Annotated in this window: 19 protein-coding genes, 1 tRNA gene and 1 pseudogene; 10 read left to right on the top strand and 11 right to left on the bottom strand. The window is 67.5% G+C overall.

What is annotated here, in order from left to right; all coding sequences use genetic code 11:
- Positions 1–188: 188 nt before the first annotated feature.
- Positions 189–719, bottom strand: coding sequence for a YdcF family protein (locus IEY68_RS32670; RefSeq protein ID WP_062999897.1), 531 nt, complete (start codon positions 717–719; stop codon positions 189–191).
- Positions 720–965: 246 nt separating this feature from the next.
- On the opposite strand from IEY68_RS32670, the gene IEY68_RS32665 reads away from it, so the two are divergent.
- Both IEY68_RS32665 and IEY68_RS32660 read left to right on the top strand, forming a co-directional pair.
- Entirely contained in the window at positions 966–2,288 is a 1,323-nt protein-coding gene (locus tag IEY68_RS32665) for a UDP-glucose dehydrogenase family protein (RefSeq protein WP_062999950.1), read from the top strand.
- A 155-nt stretch (positions 2,289–2,443) separates the two neighbouring features.
- Positions 2,444–4,162: a DUF7159 family protein gene (locus IEY68_RS32660; protein ID WP_229719179.1), complete on the top strand. Its 1,719-nt coding sequence runs from the start codon at positions 2,444–2,446 to the stop codon at positions 4,160–4,162.
- A gap of 414 nt (positions 4,163–4,576) precedes the next feature.
- Here the strand turns inward: IEY68_RS32660 and IEY68_RS32655 are convergent.
- Both IEY68_RS32655 and IEY68_RS32650 read right to left on the bottom strand, forming a co-directional pair.
- Positions 4,577–5,845: pseudogene (locus IEY68_RS32655) on the bottom strand (YibE/F family protein); the annotation flags it as partial.
- 322 nt (positions 5,846–6,167) lie between these two features.
- Positions 6,168–7,421 carry a pyridoxal phosphate-dependent aminotransferase gene (locus IEY68_RS32650; protein WP_062999901.1) on the bottom strand — a complete coding sequence of 418 codons (1,254 nt, stop codon included), beginning with the start codon at positions 7,419–7,421 and terminating at the stop codon, positions 6,168–6,170.
- A gap of 424 nt (positions 7,422–7,845) precedes the next feature.
- On the opposite strand from IEY68_RS32650, the gene IEY68_RS32645 reads away from it, so the two are divergent.
- Complete coding sequence (locus IEY68_RS32645; RefSeq protein ID WP_062999905.1) at positions 7,846–8,112, top strand: protein kinase domain-containing protein; 267 nt, start codon at positions 7,846–7,848, stop codon at positions 8,110–8,112.
- Here the strand turns inward: IEY68_RS32645 and IEY68_RS32640 are convergent.
- The gene (locus IEY68_RS32640) at positions 8,081–9,457 is read right to left on the bottom strand and encodes a helix-turn-helix domain-containing protein (RefSeq protein ID WP_062999907.1); all 1,377 of its coding nucleotides are present in this window, start codon (positions 9,455–9,457) and stop codon (positions 8,081–8,083) included. The genes IEY68_RS32645 and IEY68_RS32640 overlap by 32 nt on opposite strands.
- A gap of 244 nt (positions 9,458–9,701) precedes the next feature.
- Between IEY68_RS32640 and IEY68_RS32635 the strand changes: the two genes are divergently transcribed.
- Positions 9,702–10,142 carry a hypothetical protein gene (locus IEY68_RS32635; RefSeq protein WP_229719176.1) on the top strand — a complete coding sequence of 147 codons (441 nt, stop codon included), beginning with the start codon at positions 9,702–9,704 and terminating at the stop codon, positions 10,140–10,142.
- Positions 10,143–10,294: 152 nt separating this feature from the next.
- On the opposite strand, the gene IEY68_RS32630 is transcribed toward IEY68_RS32635, so the two are convergent.
- Positions 10,295–10,807 carry a hypothetical protein gene (locus tag IEY68_RS32630; RefSeq protein WP_229719175.1) on the bottom strand — a complete coding sequence of 171 codons (513 nt, stop codon included), beginning with the start codon at positions 10,805–10,807 and terminating at the stop codon, positions 10,295–10,297.
- A gap of 94 nt (positions 10,808–10,901) precedes the next feature.
- Between IEY68_RS32630 and IEY68_RS32625 the strand changes: the two genes are divergently transcribed.
- Positions 10,902–11,474 (top strand): TetR/AcrR family transcriptional regulator, encoded by a 573-nt coding sequence (locus IEY68_RS32625; RefSeq protein ID WP_062999911.1) that lies wholly within the window; start codon positions 10,902–10,904, stop codon positions 11,472–11,474.
- Positions 11,475–11,649: 175 nt separating this feature from the next.
- On the opposite strand, the gene dcd is transcribed toward IEY68_RS32625, so the two are convergent.
- Positions 11,650–12,225: a dCTP deaminase gene (gene dcd / locus IEY68_RS32620; protein ID WP_062999912.1), complete on the bottom strand. Its 576-nt coding sequence runs from the start codon at positions 12,223–12,225 to the stop codon at positions 11,650–11,652.
- A gap of 88 nt (positions 12,226–12,313) precedes the next feature.
- Between dcd and IEY68_RS32615 the strand changes: the two genes are divergently transcribed.
- The 3 genes from IEY68_RS32615 to IEY68_RS32605 all read left to right on the top strand — a co-directional run bounded on the left by IEY68_RS32615 (position 12,314) and on the right by IEY68_RS32605 (position 13,646).
- Positions 12,314–12,685 (top strand): VOC family protein, encoded by a 372-nt coding sequence (locus IEY68_RS32615; protein ID WP_062999914.1) that lies wholly within the window; start codon positions 12,314–12,316, stop codon positions 12,683–12,685.
- A 97-nt stretch (positions 12,686–12,782) separates the two neighbouring features.
- Positions 12,783–12,856, top strand: a tRNA-Gly gene (locus tag IEY68_RS32610).
- 439 nt (positions 12,857–13,295) lie between these two features.
- Positions 13,296–13,646, top strand: coding sequence for a DUF732 domain-containing protein (locus IEY68_RS32605; RefSeq protein WP_189094622.1), 351 nt, complete (start codon positions 13,296–13,298; stop codon positions 13,644–13,646).
- On the opposite strand, the gene IEY68_RS32600 is transcribed toward IEY68_RS32605, so the two are convergent.
- The 5 genes from IEY68_RS32600 to IEY68_RS32580 form a co-directional block, all read right to left on the bottom strand.
- A complete protein-coding gene (locus tag IEY68_RS32600; RefSeq protein WP_062999918.1) occupies positions 13,643–14,446 on the bottom strand; it encodes an alpha/beta fold hydrolase in 804 nt (267 codons plus the stop codon). The genes IEY68_RS32605 and IEY68_RS32600 overlap by 4 nt on opposite strands.
- Before the next feature lie 162 nt (positions 14,447–14,608).
- A complete protein-coding gene (locus IEY68_RS32595) occupies positions 14,609–15,106 on the bottom strand; it encodes a flavin reductase family protein (protein ID WP_062999920.1) in 498 nt (165 codons plus the stop codon).
- A 10-nt stretch (positions 15,107–15,116) separates the two neighbouring features.
- On the bottom strand, positions 15,117–15,626 hold the full coding sequence (locus tag IEY68_RS32590) for an NADPH-dependent FMN reductase (RefSeq protein ID WP_062999922.1): 510 nt from the start codon (positions 15,624–15,626) through the stop codon (positions 15,117–15,119).
- A 51-nt stretch (positions 15,627–15,677) separates the two neighbouring features.
- Complete coding sequence (locus IEY68_RS32585) at positions 15,678–16,256, bottom strand: NAD(P)/FAD-dependent oxidoreductase (RefSeq protein ID WP_062999924.1); 579 nt, start codon at positions 16,254–16,256, stop codon at positions 15,678–15,680.
- A gap of 71 nt (positions 16,257–16,327) precedes the next feature.
- Positions 16,328–16,660 carry a hypothetical protein gene (locus IEY68_RS32580; RefSeq protein ID WP_062999926.1) on the bottom strand — a complete coding sequence of 111 codons (333 nt, stop codon included), beginning with the start codon at positions 16,658–16,660 and terminating at the stop codon, positions 16,328–16,330.
- A gap of 280 nt (positions 16,661–16,940) precedes the next feature.
- Here IEY68_RS32580 and IEY68_RS32575 point away from each other — a divergent pair, with 280 nt between their 5' ends.
- Entirely contained in the window at positions 16,941–17,750 is an 810-nt protein-coding gene (locus IEY68_RS32575; protein ID WP_062999928.1) for an alpha/beta fold hydrolase, read from the top strand.
- Positions 17,751–17,838: 88 nt separating this feature from the next.
- A complete protein-coding gene (locus IEY68_RS32570) occupies positions 17,839–18,090 on the top strand; it encodes a hypothetical protein (RefSeq protein WP_062999930.1) in 252 nt (83 codons plus the stop codon).
- Positions 18,091–18,491 lie beyond the last annotated feature (401 nt).

Genomic DNA, 18,491 nt, shown 5'->3' with positions numbered 1-18,491 from the left:
GTCGTCAACCTCCTCAGGTGCCCCAGGCGCACTCCCGCACCCACCTTCCGTCCACTCCGGATGGTCTGCTTCCATGGCGGGGCCCGCCCCGGTTCTGGAGCGACGTAGCGAAGGAGCGCAGCGACTGAGCGAAGGAGTGAAGAACCGGGGTTGATAGGGCCCCGCCCGCCCCGCCGAAGGCGGGGCAATTAAACACAACCCTCGAAAATCGCCTTCGCGTACCCGGCGGATTGATAGACGTAGTCGTAGGCCCAGCGCGGGACCGACAGCCGTGGGCGAGTGTCCACGAACAGCAGCTGCCCGTCCCAGCACTTCCCGAGAACGAACCTGGCCCGGGATATGTGCGGGGTGAAAGTGACCACGATGACCCGCTCCCAACCGTGCTCCCGCGCCTGGTCGGCCAGATAGTGCCCCTCCCCCCGGGTCGTGCGCGGCGAAGGATCGAAGCAGACCACCTCGAAGCTGTATCCGCCGTGGCAGATCCGGTTCACCAGCGGACTGTCCTCGTACGGGTTGGAGATCAGCACCCGCGGCGCGTACCCCGCGCGGGCCAGTCGCAGCCCCAGTTCTTCCCGCCCGTCGTGAGCGCCGCCGAGCACCAGGATGGCATCGGCCGGCGCGGGCTCCTCACGTTGCGGGCTCACATAGACCGGCCACAGGCCGAGCGCCAGTACGACGACAGAGGCCACCCCCGCGGCGAGGACGAGTCGGCGGCGCACTGCCGCGATCCTAATGGGAACGATCCATCCACAGATATCCACAGGCCGCGTATGCCCGATGCCCGCCGGGCATCGGGCATACGGGTACGAGACGGCGGGACTCGGCGGCGCCGGCGGGAGCGAATGCGAAGGTAAGCCCTGGTCGGCGCCGCCCGGCGCATCGCGTCGTCGGGTGTACATCTGCTGTTGCCCAGCACCTCGCCTCGGTTTTCTGGTGTGTGCACCGGCGAGGATTACCAATCGATCATGCGATGCACAGTCTTCGGAACCGGGTACCTGGGGGCCACGCACGCAGCGTGTATGGCCGAACTCGGACACGATGTGATCGGAGTCGATATCGACCCGGGTAAGGTCGCGAAACTCTCCGACGGTGTCACTCCCTTCTACGAGCCGGGCCTCGAGGCGGTACTGCGCCGCAATCTCGATTCCGGCCGCCTCAGGTTCACCACCTCCTATGCCGAGGCAGCCGAACACGCCGACGTCCATTTCCTCGGGGTCGGCACTCCTCAGAAGAAAGGCGAGTACGCCGCCGACCTGAAATACGTGCACGCGGTTGTGGATACGCTCGCGCCCCTCATCACCCGTCCCTCGGTGATCATCGGCAAATCCACCGTTCCGGTGGGCACCGCCGCCGAACTCGGCCGCCGTGCGCGCGCCCTGGCCCCGGTGGACATCGAGGTGGCGTGGAATCCGGAATTCCTGCGCGAGGGTTTCGCCGTCAAGGACACGCTGCGGCCGGACCGGCTGGTACTCGGCGTGGATCAGGAACGGGAACGGTCGGCGTGGGTGCGTGAGCTCGTCGAAGAGCTCTACGCGGAACTGCTCGCCGCCGAGGTCCCGTTCCTGCTCACCGATCTGGCCACCGCGGAACTGGTCAAGGTGTCGGCGAACGCGTTCCTGGCCACCAAGATCTCTTTCATCAACGCGGTCTCCGAGGTCTGTGAGGCCACCGGCGCCGATGTCACAGTGCTGGCCGACGCACTCGGTCACGACGCCCGCATCGGCCGCCGCTTCCTGAACGCCGGAGTCGGTTTCGGCGGCGGCTGCCTGCCCAAGGACATCCGGGCCTTCATGGCGCGTGCCGGGGAGCTCGGGGCCGACCACGCCCTGGCCTTTCTGCGGGAGGTCGACAACATCAATATGCGTCGCCGCACCAAGATGGTGGATATGGCGGCCCGCGCGTGTGGCGGTTCGCTGCTGGGCGCGAACGTGGCGGTGCTCGGCGCCGCCTTCAAACCCGAATCCGACGATGTGCGCGATTCCCCCGCGCTGAACGTGGCCGGCATGATCCAGCTGCACGGCGCCGTAGTCACCGTCTACGACCCGAAAGCCCTGGAGAACTCCCGGCGCGTATTCCCCACACTGAACTACGCCACCTCGGTGGTGGAAGCCTGTGAACGCGCCGATGTCGTTCTGGTACTCACCGAATGGAACGAGTTCGTAGAGTTGCGGCCGCAGGATCTGGACACCGTGGTGCGGGCTCGCTCCGTCATCGACGGCCGTAATTGTCTCGATAGGGCCGCCTGGCGCTCGGCCGGATGGGTGTACGCGGGGCTGGGCACCCCGTAGAGTCGTGGGGCCGGTCGGCTCACGGCAGCGATTGCTGCCTCCCGCGGTATCGGGGCCGGGCGGTACTGTCGGAAGAGTGGTTCGGGGGATGAGCCGTCACCATCGACCGGGCGACGCTCGCATATCGTGACGCGGGAAGTACGGATGGGCTGCCGATGAGTTCAGCACTGGGAGTGTCGGTGGGGACCGGCGCGATCCGCTTGGCGCGCCCACCTGCGGGCGCGGCGACGCCCGACCCGCAAGCGTTCGAGCTGCGCACCTTCATCATCCCGCCCGAGACACCGAGCGCCGAGCGGGCCGCGCTCTCGGTCGCCGCCGCCCTGAACTCCGATCCCGAGATAGCCCGGACCATCCTGGCCTGCCGCGACGAATTGCAGGCCGAGGCCATGCATGTGGCGATGGCCGAACAGGGCCTCGACGATTACGATATCGTGCCCGATATCGAGGCCACGCTCGAATTCGCCACGGCCTCCGGCGCCTTGGCCGGAATCACCACCCTCGGCGTCTACGACCTGGGCGCATCGGGTCTGTCGGTGACCGTTGTGGAGGTCGCCGACGGCCGGGTCGTGCACACCGAGCGCACCGGCGATATCAGCGGTGAATACTTCGACTCGCTCATCCGGGAACAGCAGATCAACTCGGGCCGGATCGCCCATCCGCCCGACCCTGCCGGTCTGGCTCGGCTGGACGCGCTGTGCCGCTCGGCCAAGGAGAAGCTCTCGGCCACATCCGCGGTCGCGCTGCCCAGCGATTACGGGCCGGTGCTGCTCACCCAGGAAAATTTCACGGCACTGATCACCTGGGCCGTCGAGGCATCGGTTCGCTCCACCCGCGAGGTCATCGGTCGTTCGGGCCGTGTGGTGCAGGCGGTGCTCGCGGTGGGCGGTGGCCTACGCATTCCGCTGGTCAGCCGTGCGCTGCGGGAGATTCTGGAGATGCCGGTACTGGTTCCCCCGGAACCGGAGGCGGCGACGGCCCGGGGGGCCGCACTGCTGGCGCAACGGGCCCCGGAGTCGCGCCCGGCCGTTACACCGGCGCGAGCGAGCGAATCGCCGCGACCGGCCCCCGCCGCCCTTCCGGGCGATACCCCACGGACGGTGAACCGGGTCGGCGTCTTCGGTCCCGAGCCCGAAACCGGCACCGCGGCACCGGCGGACACGGCGACCGAATCGGGTATCCCCGCCCCCGTACCGACGGTTTCCCGGCCGAGTCTTCCGATACCGCAGCCGGGAATCTTCGGCCCGCCCGCCGGTACCGCCGTCGGAATTCCGCCCGCCCCCGTTTCGAAGAGCGGCCCGGCCGTTCCTACTGCGCCGACCGGCCCGGTCACCACCCCGCCCGACGCGGACAAATACCCGAGTGGCGCCACACCGGCGCCATCGGCTCCGGTATCGCGCCCGGCACTTTCAGCGGTGCCGCAGCTCTCACCGGACGAGGATCCGCCGACCATCGCGTTGCGGATCCCGCAGAAGCTCCTGCCCCGGCGGTCGTTCGGCGAGCCCCCACATCGCAAACACCGTGAACTCGGTGTCGCGGCGGTCGCTGTGAGCGCCCTGGTGGTGGTGGCCGCGATCGGTATCGGTCTCGGCTACGGCCAGCACATGTTCCGCCAGGAATCGACCACCGTCGAAGGTACGACCCCACCGCCGACGACCTCGACGACCACACCCACGGCTCGTCCGGGGATGGCCGGCGCGTCGCTGACCACCCCGCCGGAGCACGAATCGCTGGCCGAGCCACCGCCGGTGGCCGAGCCGCAGGAGACCGAGGCGCCGACGACCACCAACGGTCCGAACACCTTCCAGGTGCCGGGGCTGCCGCCGATCGTCGTACCGACCATTCCGCCGCTGCCCTTCCCACCGCCCAACCGCTGACCGGGGCCGCACCGATTCCCGCGGTGTCCCGGCGGACCGGGATCAGCCCTCGCCGTAGCCCGGTCCGGGTCGGCGCGGTCGCCGGACCTCCCGCTGCTCCTCATTCCACGGTCGCTGGTTGTCCGCACGAGGTGGGCCGGCCTGCTGGGATCCGGGATCGGGAGGTGCGGGATATCGCGCGGACCGCGGCGGCCCGTACTGCCCACCTCGCGCGGCCGGTGTCTCGCCCGAGCGCGGGCCCGGCCGTTGGTCACCGGATCCGGGGCGCTGCACCCGCGGCTGTTCCCCGGTCGTCGGCCAGGGCTGGTAACCGCGACCGGACCGGCCGTGCGCGGCGCCACCTTCGGAGCCCGCGCCCGCGCGGGGCACTTTGCGGTGCGTACCCGTCGTTTCCGAACGCGTCCTATCCGAGCGCCGCGATACCGCGCTCCGCCGGGCGGGACCAGCACGCCCGGGCTTGTTGCCGAAGGGCCGGGCCAGCATGACCGCGATACCGGTTGTCAGCGGTACCGAAAGCGCCAGGCAGATACCACCGACCGCCGACCGCGCGATCTCGATGGCCACCGCGTCGCCCACCAGTACGTCCCGGATCGGGCGGCCGGCCACGCTGAACAGCAGCAGCAGCGGCAGCGCCCCACCCGCGTAGGCGAGGACCAGGGTGTACACGGTGCTGGCGATATGATCGCGACCCACCCGCATCGCGGCGGTGAACACCTCTCTCCGCGTGGCCTTCTTATCCAGTTCCGCGAGTTCGAATGCCGCCGACGCCTGGGTGATGGTCACGTCGTTGAGCACACCCAGCGAGCCGATGATGAAACCGGCCAACAGCAGACCGGTGATGCTGACCTGCTCGATATAGGTAGCGACATTGGTGTTCTGTTCCTCGGACAGACCGGTGAGCGCCGTAGCCTCGATGGTCAGCCAGGAAAGCACCGCCGCGACCACCATGGAGGTCAAGGTGCCGAGTAGTGCGGAACTGGTGCGCAGATTCACCCCGTGCGCCAGATAGAGGACCGCGTACAGGATCAGCGATCCCGCGACCAGCGCGACCGGTATCGCTGGTTTGCCGTCCAGCAGTGCGGGGAGGAGGAAGACGATCAGCACCGCGAACGCGAAAACCAGTCCGAGCAGCGCCCGGACCCCGCGCCAGCGCGCGACCGCGACGATGACCACGACGAAGGCCAGCACGATCAGACTCAGCGGGAGCCCGCGCGCGTAGTCGTCGAACGAATACAGCGGTGTCCCGTCCGGCCCGCTCTGCCGCACGATCCGCAGATCGTCGCCGGCGGCCAGATCGGGTTGCCCGGGGCCCGGGGCGATCTCCAGGAGCGTGTGCTTGCCTTCGTGCGGACCGGATTCGATGACGATCAGACTGCGCTGGCAGTCGTAGACCTGCATCGCCGGCGGCTGAGGTTCGCCGTCGAAGACCCGGCCGATGGACGAACTGCCACACGCACCGAGATCTTGCCGGATGACTTTGCCGGCTTCGGTGACCACCGCGGATCCGTCGGCATTCTGCATGGGGAGCGGGATCTCGACCTGTTGCCGATCGGGCCACAGCGCGATCGTCGCGACGACGACAACGATGCCGATGGCGACCAGCAGGCCGACCACGACGCGGGCGGCGGTCGCGCCGATGGCGATAGGCCGGGAGTGGTCGTGATGGTGATGGTGGTCGCTCACCCCGGTGAGCCTAGAGGATTCGCCGAGTACCCATGTGACCGGCAGATGGGGCCTACGCTGCGATTACGCTGAATTTCCGAGAATCTCGGGAAGGGGCGGCGGAGAGCAGGGGGATGTCTCCGCCGCCCGCGGGCAGGCGGCCCAGGGGGGTGGGCGGCCTAACCCGAGGACCAGGTTGCCCAGGGGGGGTAGACAACCTGGCCAGGCACTTTGAGCGCCGAGGACCACTGTACACACAGGATCCTCTTTTGTGCCAATAGGTTCAGAAAATTGGGTTCAATCCGGACGAAGGGTCTGTTTTAACCCAGAGTTACCTGCCTCGCTACTGTCGATAACTCGCGAGGAAATTGCCGAAACGTTCTATGGCAACGGCCAGATCGCGCGCCCAGGGCAGGGTCACGATGCGTAGATGATCGTGGTGCGGCCAGTTGAAACCGGTGCCCTGCACCATCAGGATCTTCTCCTGGAGCAGCAGGTCCTGAACCAGCTTCTCGTCGTCGTGGATCTCGTGGACTTCGGGGTCCAGCCTAGGGAATGCGTACAGCGCGCCTTTGGGTTTCACGCACGACACGCCGGGAATCGCGTTCAAACGTTCCCAGGCCACATCCCGCTGCTCCAGCAATCGCCCGCCGGGCAGGATCAGATCCTCGATGCTCTGGTAACCACCGAGCGCCACCTGAATGGCGTGCTGTGCGGGCACATTCGGGCACAATCGCGACGACGCGAGCAGATCCACTCCCTCCAGGAACCCTGCCGCGTGCTCCTTCGGCCCGGTTATCGCCAGCCAGCCGGACCGATATCCGGCCACCCGGTAGGCCTTCGACAAACCGTTGAAGGTGAGGCACAGCAGATCCGGCGCCAGCGTCGCGAGGGAAATATGTTTGGCGTCGTCGTAGAGGATCTTGTCGTAGATCTCGTCCGCCAGCAGCAGCAAACGGTGTTTGCGCGCTACGTCCACCAGCTGTTGCAGCACCTCGGTCGAATACACGGCACCGGTCGGATTGTTGGGGTTGATCACCAGCAGCGCCTTGGTGCGATCGGTGATCTTCGATTCGATATCGGCGATATCGGGCTGCCAGCCGCTGGCCTCGTCGCACAGATAGTGCACCGGGGTGCCGCCGGCGAGGCTGGTCATCGCGGTCCACAGCGGGTAGTCGGGGGCCGGGATCAGCACCTCGTCCCCGTTGTCCAGCAGCGCCTGCATGGTGATGGTGATCAGCTCGGACACCCCGTTACCGAGGTAGACATCGTCGACGTCGAGCTCCGGAAAGCCCGGTACCAGCTCGTAGCGGGTGACGATCGCCCGCCGCGCGGGCAGGATGCCCTTGGACTCGGAATAACCCTGCGCGGTCGGCAGGGCCGCGATCATATCCCGCATGATCACATCGGGTGCCTCGAACCCGAACGGCGCGGGATTGCCGATATTGAGTTTCAGGATCCGGTGTCCCTCGGATTCGAGCCTTGCCGCGTGTGCGTGCACCGGTCCACGGATCTCGTAGACGACATTCTGCAGCTTCTTCGATTGCTCCAGAATCCGGGGCGCGGGGTGCGAATGGCCAGTGCTCACCCGATCCATGGTGCCACCAGGGGCAAGCGGATATCCGGCCCGCCCCGGCCCGGTGCAGTACCGTTACCGCTGAACGGGAGGCAGCGGAGAGCCAGGTGGGGCAGTCGCGGGTGAGCGGCGAGGGTTTTCGCGGGGTATCGGATCGAACGCCGCCTCGGCGTCGGCGGGGTGGCGAGGTCTACCTCGCGACGGACCGCGACCTGCCCCGGTCGGTAGCTCTCGATCTTCTCGACCGCGCCCGGACCGCGGACCCCGAGGTCGCGGCTCGTTCCGGCGCGAGGCCGATACCGCAGCCCGCCGCGCACACCCGCATATCGTGGCCGTGCGCGCACGCGGCGAGCAGGACGGCCGGCTGTGGATCGCGAGGGAGTACGTCGACGGCATCGATGCCGGTGAGCTGTAGCGGGCCGGACCGCCCGCTCCGGCACGCGCCGTGCGGATCATCGAGGACACCGCCGCCGCCCTGGACCACGCGCATCAGAGCGGTGCTCTGCACCGAGCTGTGAAACCCGCCGATATCCTGCTGCCCCGGGGTATACGCGAACTTGTGCTGCTCGCCGACTTCGGTATCGCGAAATTCCTCGACGAATCGGCCGGGCCGACCCGGACCGGTGGGGTGTTCGCGAGCCTGCGCGACGTGGCACCCGAGCAGTTCACCGACGCGCGGACTACCCGCTACCGGGCGGCAGGCTGCGAGTAGCGGTGGACCCGCAGAACTCCTCGATCCGCTCGTCCAGTGCCCTGGCTTCGGCGACCCCGCGGAAGGCCGGGGCGCAGATCCGCCGGCGCACACCGGTGAGCCGTTCCTCCAACTGTGCGATCCGTTTGTCCTCGTCGAGCGCCAGCACCGGCAGCAGTGCCGCCTCGGCGCCATCGAGGCTGCCGTTGATCAAATGGGCCGCCGCCGAATCGACACGCGCCAGGGATTCGGCACCGTAGGATCGCTGCCGCGCCGGACCGGTGCGGTAGAGCTCGATCGTGCGTTCGGTGGCCGCCAGCGCGGGTTCGGCCAGGCCGAGATGGATATAGGTCGCGCCCGCGTAATAGCTGGCTTTCGCGTCGGAGAACCCGAAGACGCCACCCACCTCGTCGTGCAGACTGTCGGCGGCAGCCGCGGAACTCGCGTCGGCGGCGGCGTGGATGGCCCGTTCGGTATCCGCGGTGCTACCGATCTTCGACCAGATGCGGGCCTCGATATTGTGCAGCCGGACTGCCGCGGTGGCCGAATCCGCGTACTGCAGACCGTTCTGCGCCAATTGCAGTGCTCGGTGCGGGCGTTCGGACCAGTACTCGATGAGCGCGTGCATACCGCGCGCCCAGGCCCGTAACCCGTTGTGGCCGGATATTTCCGCGTACGCCCAGGAGGCCCGGATCTGTTCCCCGGCGGCATCGAGATAGCCGAGATCGGTACTCGCGTTGGCGAGCAGTCCCGACAACGACCCGGCGAGCAGGTATAGGTGACTGGTGTCCGACGGCCGCTGGTGGCCTTCCAGCAACCGGTACACCCGGCGCCGCACCCGCAGCATCTCCACCATCATCGGCATCGGCGGGGTGTGCACGTAGTCGTTGGCGATCCGGGTGATGTCGGCGTCGAGCTGATCCAGCGTGCTCGGTCCGATGTTCGTTCCCTCCGCCCGGCCCGCGTGTTCACTCGCCTCGTGCGCTGCCGCCATGATCAGATCCTTCTCCGAAATCGCCGCCAGCCCCTCCCCACGGGCCGCACCGGTATCGATGAGGGCCAGGAGTTCGGCGTCATTGGAATATCCGCCGGGCGCGGCCGACCGGCCGGCGTCCGGGCGTGGGCCGGAATCGGGTTCCGGCGCGGCCAACGCCGCGAACCGCGTCCGCTCGATATCGTCGGATCTGGCGAGACAGGTATCGAGGGCAGCCTGGTTCACCGGACGTGGATGCACCCGGTCGCCCCCGGCCTCCCATTTGGACACCAGTCGTTCGTGCACACCCAGATGTGCCGCGAACTCCCGGATACTCATCCGCTTGGCCTCGCGAAGCGCCCGGGCCTCCCTTCCAGACCACTGGCCGACCACGTTGTCACCCTTTCCGAACGATTTCCTTTTCCAGAGTACGAGCCGAATGTGACTGCAACCACAGGGAAATTCGCCACCGGTGCGAGTGGCAGCGCAAGGGCAGTGGAACGCGAGCGTGTAGGCGTTCCCGACGCGCCGATCCGGGCGCGATCCTGGAAGAACAGGTCGGCGAAACCGGCACAGGGCCGTGGCTCGGCACGCCAGGGAGGCTCGGCAGCAGGAGGCAAGGGGATACACCGTGAACGTGGAAAAGCTCAGAACGGTCGACGACTGGGCCGCTTACTATCGTCACGAATTCGGGTTATCGGCCACCGAACGCGGCGGCTTCGTGATGCTGCCGATCACCAGCCGGGCCTGTGTTGTCCATCTACCCACCGAACGCGCGAAAGCCGTCCGCGAACTACTGGAATCACGGGATATCCGAGTCCCCATGCTGGCCCGGCAGATTCGCTGGAGTTTCCTGGCGTACCCGGATCGCCGGCCGGATCCGGAAGTGATCGAGATGCTGCAACGCATCGATATCGATATCCCGGGCATCGGCAGCGCGGTCATGCTACCCACCGGCCTGGGTCGCTGGAACCGCGAAGGCTGCAACTGGGTGGTACCACCGGAACGCGACGGCCTACTGCCGCCGCTCTCCTCGGTGATCAACGCGGCGCTCCTGGCCGGCGGCGCCGTGGAATGACCGGGGATGGGGCTACGTCCGGCAGCCGAGTCTGCCGGACGTAGCCCGCCCGACTGTCCGGAACGTCCTATACGGCTGTCGCGCACCGCGGGACGTGCACACCGGCGGCCGAGCGGCCCCGTCCGGACCGGATACTCCCGACAGGTACCGCGTCACGACCGCGCCGAGAGAATGCGTGTCGCCTCGTTCAGCAGCTCCGGCGCGAAGCGTCGATGCCCCGGGGACACAGCAGCCCAGACGCGCCCCCCGAGCCGGGACTCGTAGCGGAGAAAAGTACCCACAGAAACGGTCCCGTCGGAAATCTCCAGAACCAGACGGCCGCTGAGCAGCCAGGACCGCGCCCCCAGGGTGATCCAGGTGGTACCACGCTCGACGATCGGCCATCCGGCCACCTGTCCGGCCGCAGATCGGCGAGCCAGCCGCAGCCCCAGCACGACCCGCCAGACGACCTGTCCCTGGGTACCCGCCACTTCGTCGAGGGCGATACGCGCCCATTCTTCCGGCGTCGCGGACGCGGCGGCCTTCGTGACGATCGTGAACTGGTCGGCGTAGTCGTACGCCGCCATGCCACTGTGCGCCCGGATCGACTCGTCGATGTCGTGCTGCTGGAAGGCAACCGGAGCCGCGGAGCCGGTCGTCGGGCGCATCTCGGAATTCTCGGTCATCTCTGACACCCACCTTCTGTTATACGCTGGCGTATATAAGACGGTAGCGCGAATATACGGTGCCGTATACACCTTGGACTGTGAAGGGAGACACATGGTGGGCGCGGTACGGACGACGACCGCGGGCTGGATCGATGAAGGGTTACGTGCCCTGGCCCGCGGCGGCCCCGACGCGGTCCGCGTCGAAGCCCTCGCGAAATCGCTCGGTGTGACCAAGGGTGGGTTCTACGGATATTTCGCAGACCGCAACGCACTGCTCGAGGCGATGCTGGACACCTGGGAGCAGCGCAGCATCGACGACGTACTCGAAAACGTCACGCGCGAAGGAGGCGACGCGCGAACCAAGATCCAGCGCGCCGGCGCGCTCACCCTGTCCCCCGAGCTGCTGCCCATCGACCTCGCTATCCGAGACTGGGCCCGGCGCGACGACGAAGTCGCCGAGCGGCTGCGCCGGGTCGACAACCAGCGTATGGCACTGCTGCGCGAAATGATCGGGACCTACTTCACCGACCCGGTCGAAATCGAGGCACGCAGCCTGCTCGCCTTCTGCGCGCGAATCGGCATGCACTTCCTGGCCGCCGATCCACTCGACGGCACCGACCGCGGCGAGGTGCTGGCCCGGACCTCGGATCTCGTGCTCGGCCCGCGCGGCACCGACGACCAATAGGGCGTCCCGCTCAGCGATCGACCATCCGACGGCACATCCCGAACTGCCCGTTGCCGATCCTCACCCGGAGTGTCCTCAGCGCCTCCACGGGGGATCAGCGACGGCGCTGCCGTCATCGATCATCCAGGCTTCGGTCACGAACACGACGGTCTCGTCGACGGGCCCGCGAGTGCGGTCACCGACTCGATGCCGGGAAATTCAGATACGCCCGCGACGGCGTGGGCCCACGCTGCCCCTGGTACTTCGACCCGGCACCCGCGCTGCCGTACGGATTCTCCGCCGGGCTGGTCAGCCGGAACAGGCACAGCTGCCCGATCTTCATACCCGGCCACAGGGTGATCGGCAGATTCGCCACATTCGACAGCTCCAGGGTGATGTGACCGCTGAACCCGGGGTCGATGAACCCGGCCGTCGAATGCGTGAGCAGCCCCAGCCGCCCCAGACTCGACTTACCCTCCAGGCGCCCGGCCAGATCGTCGGGCAGGGTGCACACCTCCAGCGTGGACCCGAGCACGAATTCGCCGGGATGCAGGACGAACGGCTCGCCCTCGGTGGGCTCCACCAGGCTCGTCAGCTCGTCCTGGCGCTGCGCCGGGTCGATATGGGTGTAGCGAGTGTTGTTGAAGACCCGGAACATCCGGTCCAGCCGCACATCGATACTGGACGGCTGGACCAGGTTGTCCTCGAACGGTTCGAGCCCGAACCGTCCGGCGGCGAACTCCGCCCGGATGTCACGATCGGAAAGCAGCACGCCACGAGCGTAGCGACCGCCCCGCGGAGCGAAGCCCCCGGTCCTCGGGGTCCCGTTTCCTGTCATATCCCGCGGGCATACTCCAGGCATGTCCGAGACGAGCGCGCACACCCATCACGGCATCGACTACATCGAACTCGCCGTCACCGACCTCGACGCCGCCAAACGCTTCTACCGGTCGGCGTTCGGCTGGGAATTCAACGACTACGGCCCCACCTACGCCGGTATCCGCCGCTTCGACGGCTCGGAAGGCGAAGCGGGCGGCCTCGCCCCCGCCGACGAAGTCTCCACCGGCGGACCGTTGGTCCTGCTGTACTCCGCGGACCTCGACACCACCCTCCGCTCGGTCGGAGCGGCGGGCGGCACGGTGGTCGAAGGCCCCTTCGACTTCCCCGGTGGTCGCCGCTTCCATTTCACCGACCCCAGCGGTAACCGGCTCGGTGTCTGGTCCGAACGCTGATCGTCGAGCTTCGGCAGCGGAAGGCCGGCGGGCGAACCGAAAAATTAGAGCTCGCGTCCGGCCTCTGCTAAGCTGCCTTTCGCGCCTGTGAGCGCAGGCCGGTGTAGTTCAATGGCAGAACTTCTGCTTCCCAAGCAGATGGCGCGGGTTCGATTCCCGTCACCGGCTCCACCAATACCTTCACAGTATCCGCGCTGGTCATCCATACCATTAGCTTCATGTCTCCGCTGCTGCCTTCCGGCTACCGATCCCATCTGCGCCACAGATGTGCCACTATCCGCAGTTCGTAGCTGCTTGGGGTCAGAGCCGCGGGTCCCGCATCAGTACATCGGATCCCGGGACGTCCTCCCCCCGCCGCCACTGATCGTCTCGCCCGCTGTGCGGAGTCGACCGTGAATTCGCGCGAGCCGGATTCCCCGGCCCGGTGCCCGAATACGCCACCGAATTGACGCACGAGAGCCATTTCCGCGCAATACGTTTGAATGCGAAGAGATGAGTGAATGATGCGGTTTGTGAACGGCGGGATCCGGCCGAAAACCTGGCCCTCGCCATAACCGTGACGTCCCGATCCCTCGGGTCGATCACGATTTCACGAACCGAGGAGATCGTTTTGCTCGAATACTTGTCCGCCGGTGCCTTCGCCGTGCTGTCCGGGGTCGCGCTGACCGTCGGTGGAGCCGTTTCCGGTGCCGAGGCCCATGCGGCCCCCGCACCCGGCGTCCCGGCCGATTTCGCGTTGCACACCCGTCTCGCGATCGTGGGCGCCGACCGCCCCGACGCGGTAGCCCTCGGTGAACAGGTGTGCGGAACGTTACACGCGGATCCCACGGCGCGCGGCAAGCTCACCGCGCGGCAGCAGCTGATCGGCGCGGGAGTCGCGCCCGGTATGCAGGAGGGCTGGTTCCTGGGGACGAGTGTGGACGTGCTGTGTCCGGAGATGGTGCCGGTCCTGCGGACCTAGTACAGGAACTCCGCGAGGGTTCTCGCCACGGTTTCGGGGATCGTCGACGGCGCGAAATGCATCTGCCCGGGAAAAATCTCGAGCGCCGCGTGCGGCATAACCCTCGCCAGTCGGTCTACGGTTTCCGGCATCGGCTCCCAGGTGTCCGAGCCACGCATCAGCAGCGTGGGGGTGATCACGCTCGACCAGCGATCGAGATAGGTCGTATCGGCGATCATCGACTCGAGATCCCGGCTCCAGCCGTAGGAGTCGTCGGGATCGTTCTGGTCCGGATCTGCCTCGCCCGCAGCCTCCAGCAGTGACGCCGGGACTCGGGAGACCTTTTCCGCCAGCACCCGGAGGGCTCGGCCGCGTTCACCGTTCGCGGTGAGTTCCTCGTATCGGGCGAGGACCGGTGCGAGCTCCCCACCCGCCGCGTACAGCGGCGGCTCCCACAGCGCCAGCGAACGGACCGGGAGTCCGGCGGCCGCGGCGTGCAGGGCGACCGTGGCACCGTAGGACATACCCACCAGATGCGCGGGCCGGTCGATCATATCGATGATCATTCCGAGGTCGCGCGCCTCGTCGGCGTAGTGCTTGGGCGCGTGGCCGGGCCCGCTCGGCGCATAGCCGCGACGGGCCGGCAGCCACAACTCGAACCGGTCGGCCAGATATTCGGCCACCGGCTGCCACGAGTGCAATCCGCCGCCGGAGCCGTGGATCATGATCACCGGCGACCCCGACCCGACCCGCCGGTAATAGATCCTGGTCCCGTCGAAGGATTCGAAGGACGCGGGCGGCTCGCTGGCGAATACGGTCATATGGCTACTCTCGCAAAGCCGGGCGCACTCCTCCAGCGAATTGCCGTCGTTTCGCCGACTCCGCGGCCGAGTGGCTCCCGAAACCCACGCCGAACCGCTTCGGAGCAGGATCACCGCAGTTCAGCTACCCGGTGCCACATCCCGTCCCGGTCGCCGGAGCAGTCAGCTGGCGTGCAGCAGGCGGAAACGGGAGCCGTGGAAGACCAGGGGTTCGCGATCGGGATGGATGGCCAGCCGGTTGACCCGCAGGATCACCACCGTGTGGTCACCGGCTGGGACGTGCGCTTCGGGCGTCCCCTCGATCCATACCGAGGCGCCCTGGATGAACACGGCTTCGCCGGTGCCCTCGTGCAGTTCCAGGTCGCGGAAACGATCGCCGGTACGGGAGCTGAGCGAGCGCGCCGCCTGCTGCTGGTCGGTGCCCAGCAGGCTCAGGCCGAGATAGCCCGCGTCGACCAGTTTGGGCCAGGTCGACGAGCTGTTCTGGATGCAGAACGACACCAGTGGCGGATCCAGGGAGACCGGGACGAAAGTGCTCACCGCCAGCCCGACCGGCTTTCCGTCGATATCGGCGCAGACCGCGACGACCCCGCTCGGGAAGTTGGCGAAGGCGCGGCGCAGGCCGGTGCCGTCGGCGGGGGTTTCGAAGACCTCGTTCATGATTCGCCCCTCACTTCGAATGGGTTGTCGTCGCCGACAGCGCCTGCGCCACCGGCCGCCATCGGTCGGCGTACGCGTCGAGCACGCCGTCCTCGGCGAACGTCCGGTCGGAGAGGTACAACCCGGGCAGGGCGGTGGTCGCGCCCAGCTCCACCAGGACCGGTTTGAGCAGCAGATCCGGGGCGAGCGCGTGAGTGGGGCCCGCACCCAGCATCAAAGGGACGGCCAGTACCCCGGCCAGCCCGGTACCGCCGTCGAACTGCTCGAGGAACAGTTTCAGCAGACCGGTGTAGGTGGCCTTGAAGGTGGGGCTGGCGAATACCACCAGCTCGGCGGCGGCCACGGCGCCGGCAGCCTCGGCGACCGCCGGATCACCCCAGTTCAGCAGGCCGGGCCCGAACTCGACCAGATCGATGACCGCGGGCTCGGTATCCGGCCGTAGTGCTGTGGCGAGGCCGACGGCCGCGGAAAGAGTTCGAGATGCCGGTTTCGGATTACCGACCACCACTGCCACGGTCACGCCGGAGCCTCCTGTCTCCGGCGCGCGCCGGACTCGACTGGTGCTGTGACCTCAGTGCACCATCCGGGGCCCGGCAGCGGGAGGGTTCGGCTCGACACGATCGGAACCGGTGGTCCGGGTGAGTACGTACAGCCCCTTCAGGGATCGGGGCGAACCTCGGTGCACGGGACAGTCGGCGGCGGCCGGGAAGTACCCGGCCAGACGGCCCCGGCCCGTGGCGACCAGGGTGAGATCGGTGGACGCGGCGATCGCTCCGAGCGATTCCGGCGTCACCGATTCCACCAGGAACGCCCCGCCCCGCTCCACGAAGGAGGTGATCCGGCCCGCGGTCTCGAACGTACTGTCCACCGTGACGCCGATATAGCCGTCGAAGGCGATCCGACCGGTGGGCCGGGATGTACGGCCGGGGCGCCGGCTGCTGCCCGCCGGGCCCGCCGGGTGCGGAGCCACCGCGACGGCCCGAACACCCGGCCGCGTTCGATTGCGCAACGCGTTCTGGTCACGGTCGCTGTAGAGCGCGACATCGAAACCCGCGTCGAGCAACCCCAGCGCAGCGGTGACGCCCGCCGGGTCGGCGCCGATCACCGCGGCCGTGCGGGCCGCGGCGAAGGGCGGATTCTGTGGTGTCATGCAGGCATGCTGCTGTGAGGTGATTCCCGAAAGCAGTATTGCGATCAGCGAGAATCATTTCCGGGTAACCGCTATTGCACGTTACCGAGGCATTCGGTGACGATTTTGTTGGTCGCTGCCCGGGCTTTGTCGGCGTCGTCCTGGCTCATGCCGAGGGTCTCCGGATCGGCCATCCGGGTGTCGAATTCGTCACTGACCATGGTCCGCAGGCCGTCTTGCGAGATGCCCTGCGTGATGTACAGTTTCGCGGCGCAGTCGGCGAAGGCGGGATCCTGGATTCCTTTCTGCTGCAAGGATTTGGACAGATCCGCTTCGGTCAGCGCAGGCGCGGATTCGGTATCGCTACCGCAGGCCGCCAACAGCGGCAGAATGACGAAGGTCGCGGTAATCAGGGTCTTCCGCACCGGGTTCCTCTCTCAGATGTATCGCACGACGCTGCGCCGACCGGGGAACAGTACCCGCGGCCGCCCGCGTGACGTCCACGCATGTGTGTAGTCGCAGTCACACTCGGCCCGCAACCTGGGGCCCGGAATTCCGACGCGATTCACAGCCCGGAGCGCGTCCACCGCACCCGGCGGCCACCCGGACCGGACTCACCGGAGGCCGCGCGGAGCCAACTGAGGGCTGGCGCCTGCTGTTAATCTGAGAGCCCCGGAATCGCGATCTGATCGGAAAGCGGCGAACATGACGATCCTCAACCACCATCGCGAAGGCCGCGGTGAACCACTGGTGCTGGTCCACGGGGTCGGCAGCCGGTGGCAGGTCTGGGAACCCGTCATCGGCGCACTCGCCGAACAGTTCGATGTGATCGCGGTGGATCTCCCCGGTTTCGGCGATTCCGCACCACTTCCGCACACCACTGTCGACACACTGACCGACGCGCTCGCCGGCTTCCTCGACGACCAGGGCATCGACCGGCCCCACCTGGCCGGAAATTCCATGGGCGGCGGAATCTCGCTGAATCTGGGCGCACGCGGCCTGGCCCGTTCGGTGACCGCCTTCTCCCCGATCTTCTTCTGGGATACTGCCGGCCGTATCTGGTGCCAGCAGTCGCTGGGACGGTCCAAGACACTCGGTCGCGTCCTCGGCCCCGCCGTGCCGAAAGTACTCGGGAGCCCGGTCGGCCGGACCGCGTTCCTGGGTCTGGTCTTCGGCAAACCGTGGGCCGTCAGCGCGCAGGTCGCGCTGGACACCGCGCGCGGCGCGGTCGACTCGCTGGGGTTCTCCCCGGCCCTGGCCTCGTTCACCGACGCGAAACTGCACGACCCCGCCGCGCTCGCGGATCTGCCGGTGACGATCGCCTGGGGTAACCGCGACATCCTGCTCACCTACGCCACGCAGAGCCGCCGAGCCCGCAAATCGCTGCCCGCGGCCCGCCACATCACGCTCGCCGGTAGCGGCCACACACCCTTCTACGACGACCCCGATGGCTGCGTCCGCGTGCTCCTGGACTGGCTGCCCACCCTGCGGGACGACGCCGGGCACCGCTTCTGAGTACTGCAACGACATTTGGATGAGTCGGTGCCGATCCGCGGTGTGGTGCCAGTCGACCGAACCTATGTCCACCTATTGTGTACGTCTCATGGTGTCGGTCCTTCGCCGCGTGGCAGCCGGTGACCAACTGCTCGGCGACGAGCTCGTATCCCGGATCCGGGACTCCGTGGTGGAGATCGGCTGTGACGACCACAACCGGCCTCTGATAGGGACGGCACCCGACGGGGTGCGCTGCGTCGTTGTCGCCACCGCGGAACTACAGAAGGCCGACGTGGATGTGCCCCGATACCCCCAGATCCACGCCCATCGGCATGCACCTTCTCGGCGGCATCCCTGCTGATAAAGCGAGCCGCACCCCTGCCGAAATCCGCGATACCCTCGGATCCGTTACCCGTCAGACGTTTCAGATCGTTCATCACGCGGGTCAAGACCCTGGTCATGTCGTTGCTCAATCGAGCCTCGCCACAGGATTGTCGACGGTTCCGGACGAACCCGTCACCAGCTCTGGAATCGGTATGGTGTCAGGTTAGCCAGTGGTTCGAGACCGGGAATTATCTCGAAGTGCCACAATCGGCGGACAGCCTCGGGCAAATTGCACAATATCGGCCGAACCGGCGAGTTGGTGCGGAATTACCGCCGCAGCTTGCCTCGCCGAACCCCTACCCCGACAGAGTGCTGTTGCAGTACTGGGTCCGGGGTCCCGGTGGCGGTCGGGCAGCCGGGTCCCGGATCCGGCGCAAC

The sequence above is a fragment of the Nocardia jinanensis genome, assembly GCF_014645735.1.
Taxonomy (GTDB): domain Bacteria; phylum Actinomycetota; class Actinomycetes; order Mycobacteriales; family Mycobacteriaceae; genus Nocardia; species Nocardia jinanensis.
This window is presented reverse-complemented; position numbering and strand designations above follow the sequence as displayed.

Bases quoted from the DNA above. Each gene is read 5' to 3' on its own strand.
- IEY68_RS32665 (WP_062999950.1), top strand. From the start codon at position 966: ATGCGATGCACAGTCTTCGGAACCGGGTACCTGGGGGCCACGCACGCA.
- IEY68_RS32660 (WP_229719179.1), top strand. From the start codon at position 2,444: ATGAGTTCAGCACTGGGAGTGTCGGTGGGGACCGGCGCGATCCGCTTG.
- IEY68_RS32650 (WP_062999901.1), bottom strand. From the start codon at position 7,421: ATGGATCGGGTGAGCACTGGCCATTCGCACCCCGCGCCCCGGATTCTG.
- IEY68_RS32630 (WP_229719175.1), bottom strand. From the start codon at position 10,807: ATGACCGAGAATTCCGAGATGCGCCCGACGACCGGCTCCGCGGCTCCG.
- IEY68_RS32625 (WP_062999911.1), top strand. From the start codon at position 10,902: ATGGTGGGCGCGGTACGGACGACGACCGCGGGCTGGATCGATGAAGGG.
- IEY68_RS32615 (WP_062999914.1), top strand. From the start codon at position 12,314: ATGTCCGAGACGAGCGCGCACACCCATCACGGCATCGACTACATCGAA.
- IEY68_RS32600 (WP_062999918.1), bottom strand. From the start codon at position 14,446: ATGACCGTATTCGCCAGCGAGCCGCCCGCGTCCTTCGAATCCTTCGAC.
- IEY68_RS32595 (WP_062999920.1), bottom strand. From the start codon at position 15,106: ATGAACGAGGTCTTCGAAACCCCCGCCGACGGCACCGGCCTGCGCCGC.
- IEY68_RS32585 (WP_062999924.1), bottom strand. From the start codon at position 16,256: ATGACACCACAGAATCCGCCCTTCGCCGCGGCCCGCACGGCCGCGGTG.
- IEY68_RS32575 (WP_062999928.1), top strand. From the start codon at position 16,941: ATGACGATCCTCAACCACCATCGCGAAGGCCGCGGTGAACCACTGGTG.
- IEY68_RS32570 (WP_062999930.1), top strand. From the start codon at position 17,839: ATGGTGTCGGTCCTTCGCCGCGTGGCAGCCGGTGACCAACTGCTCGGC.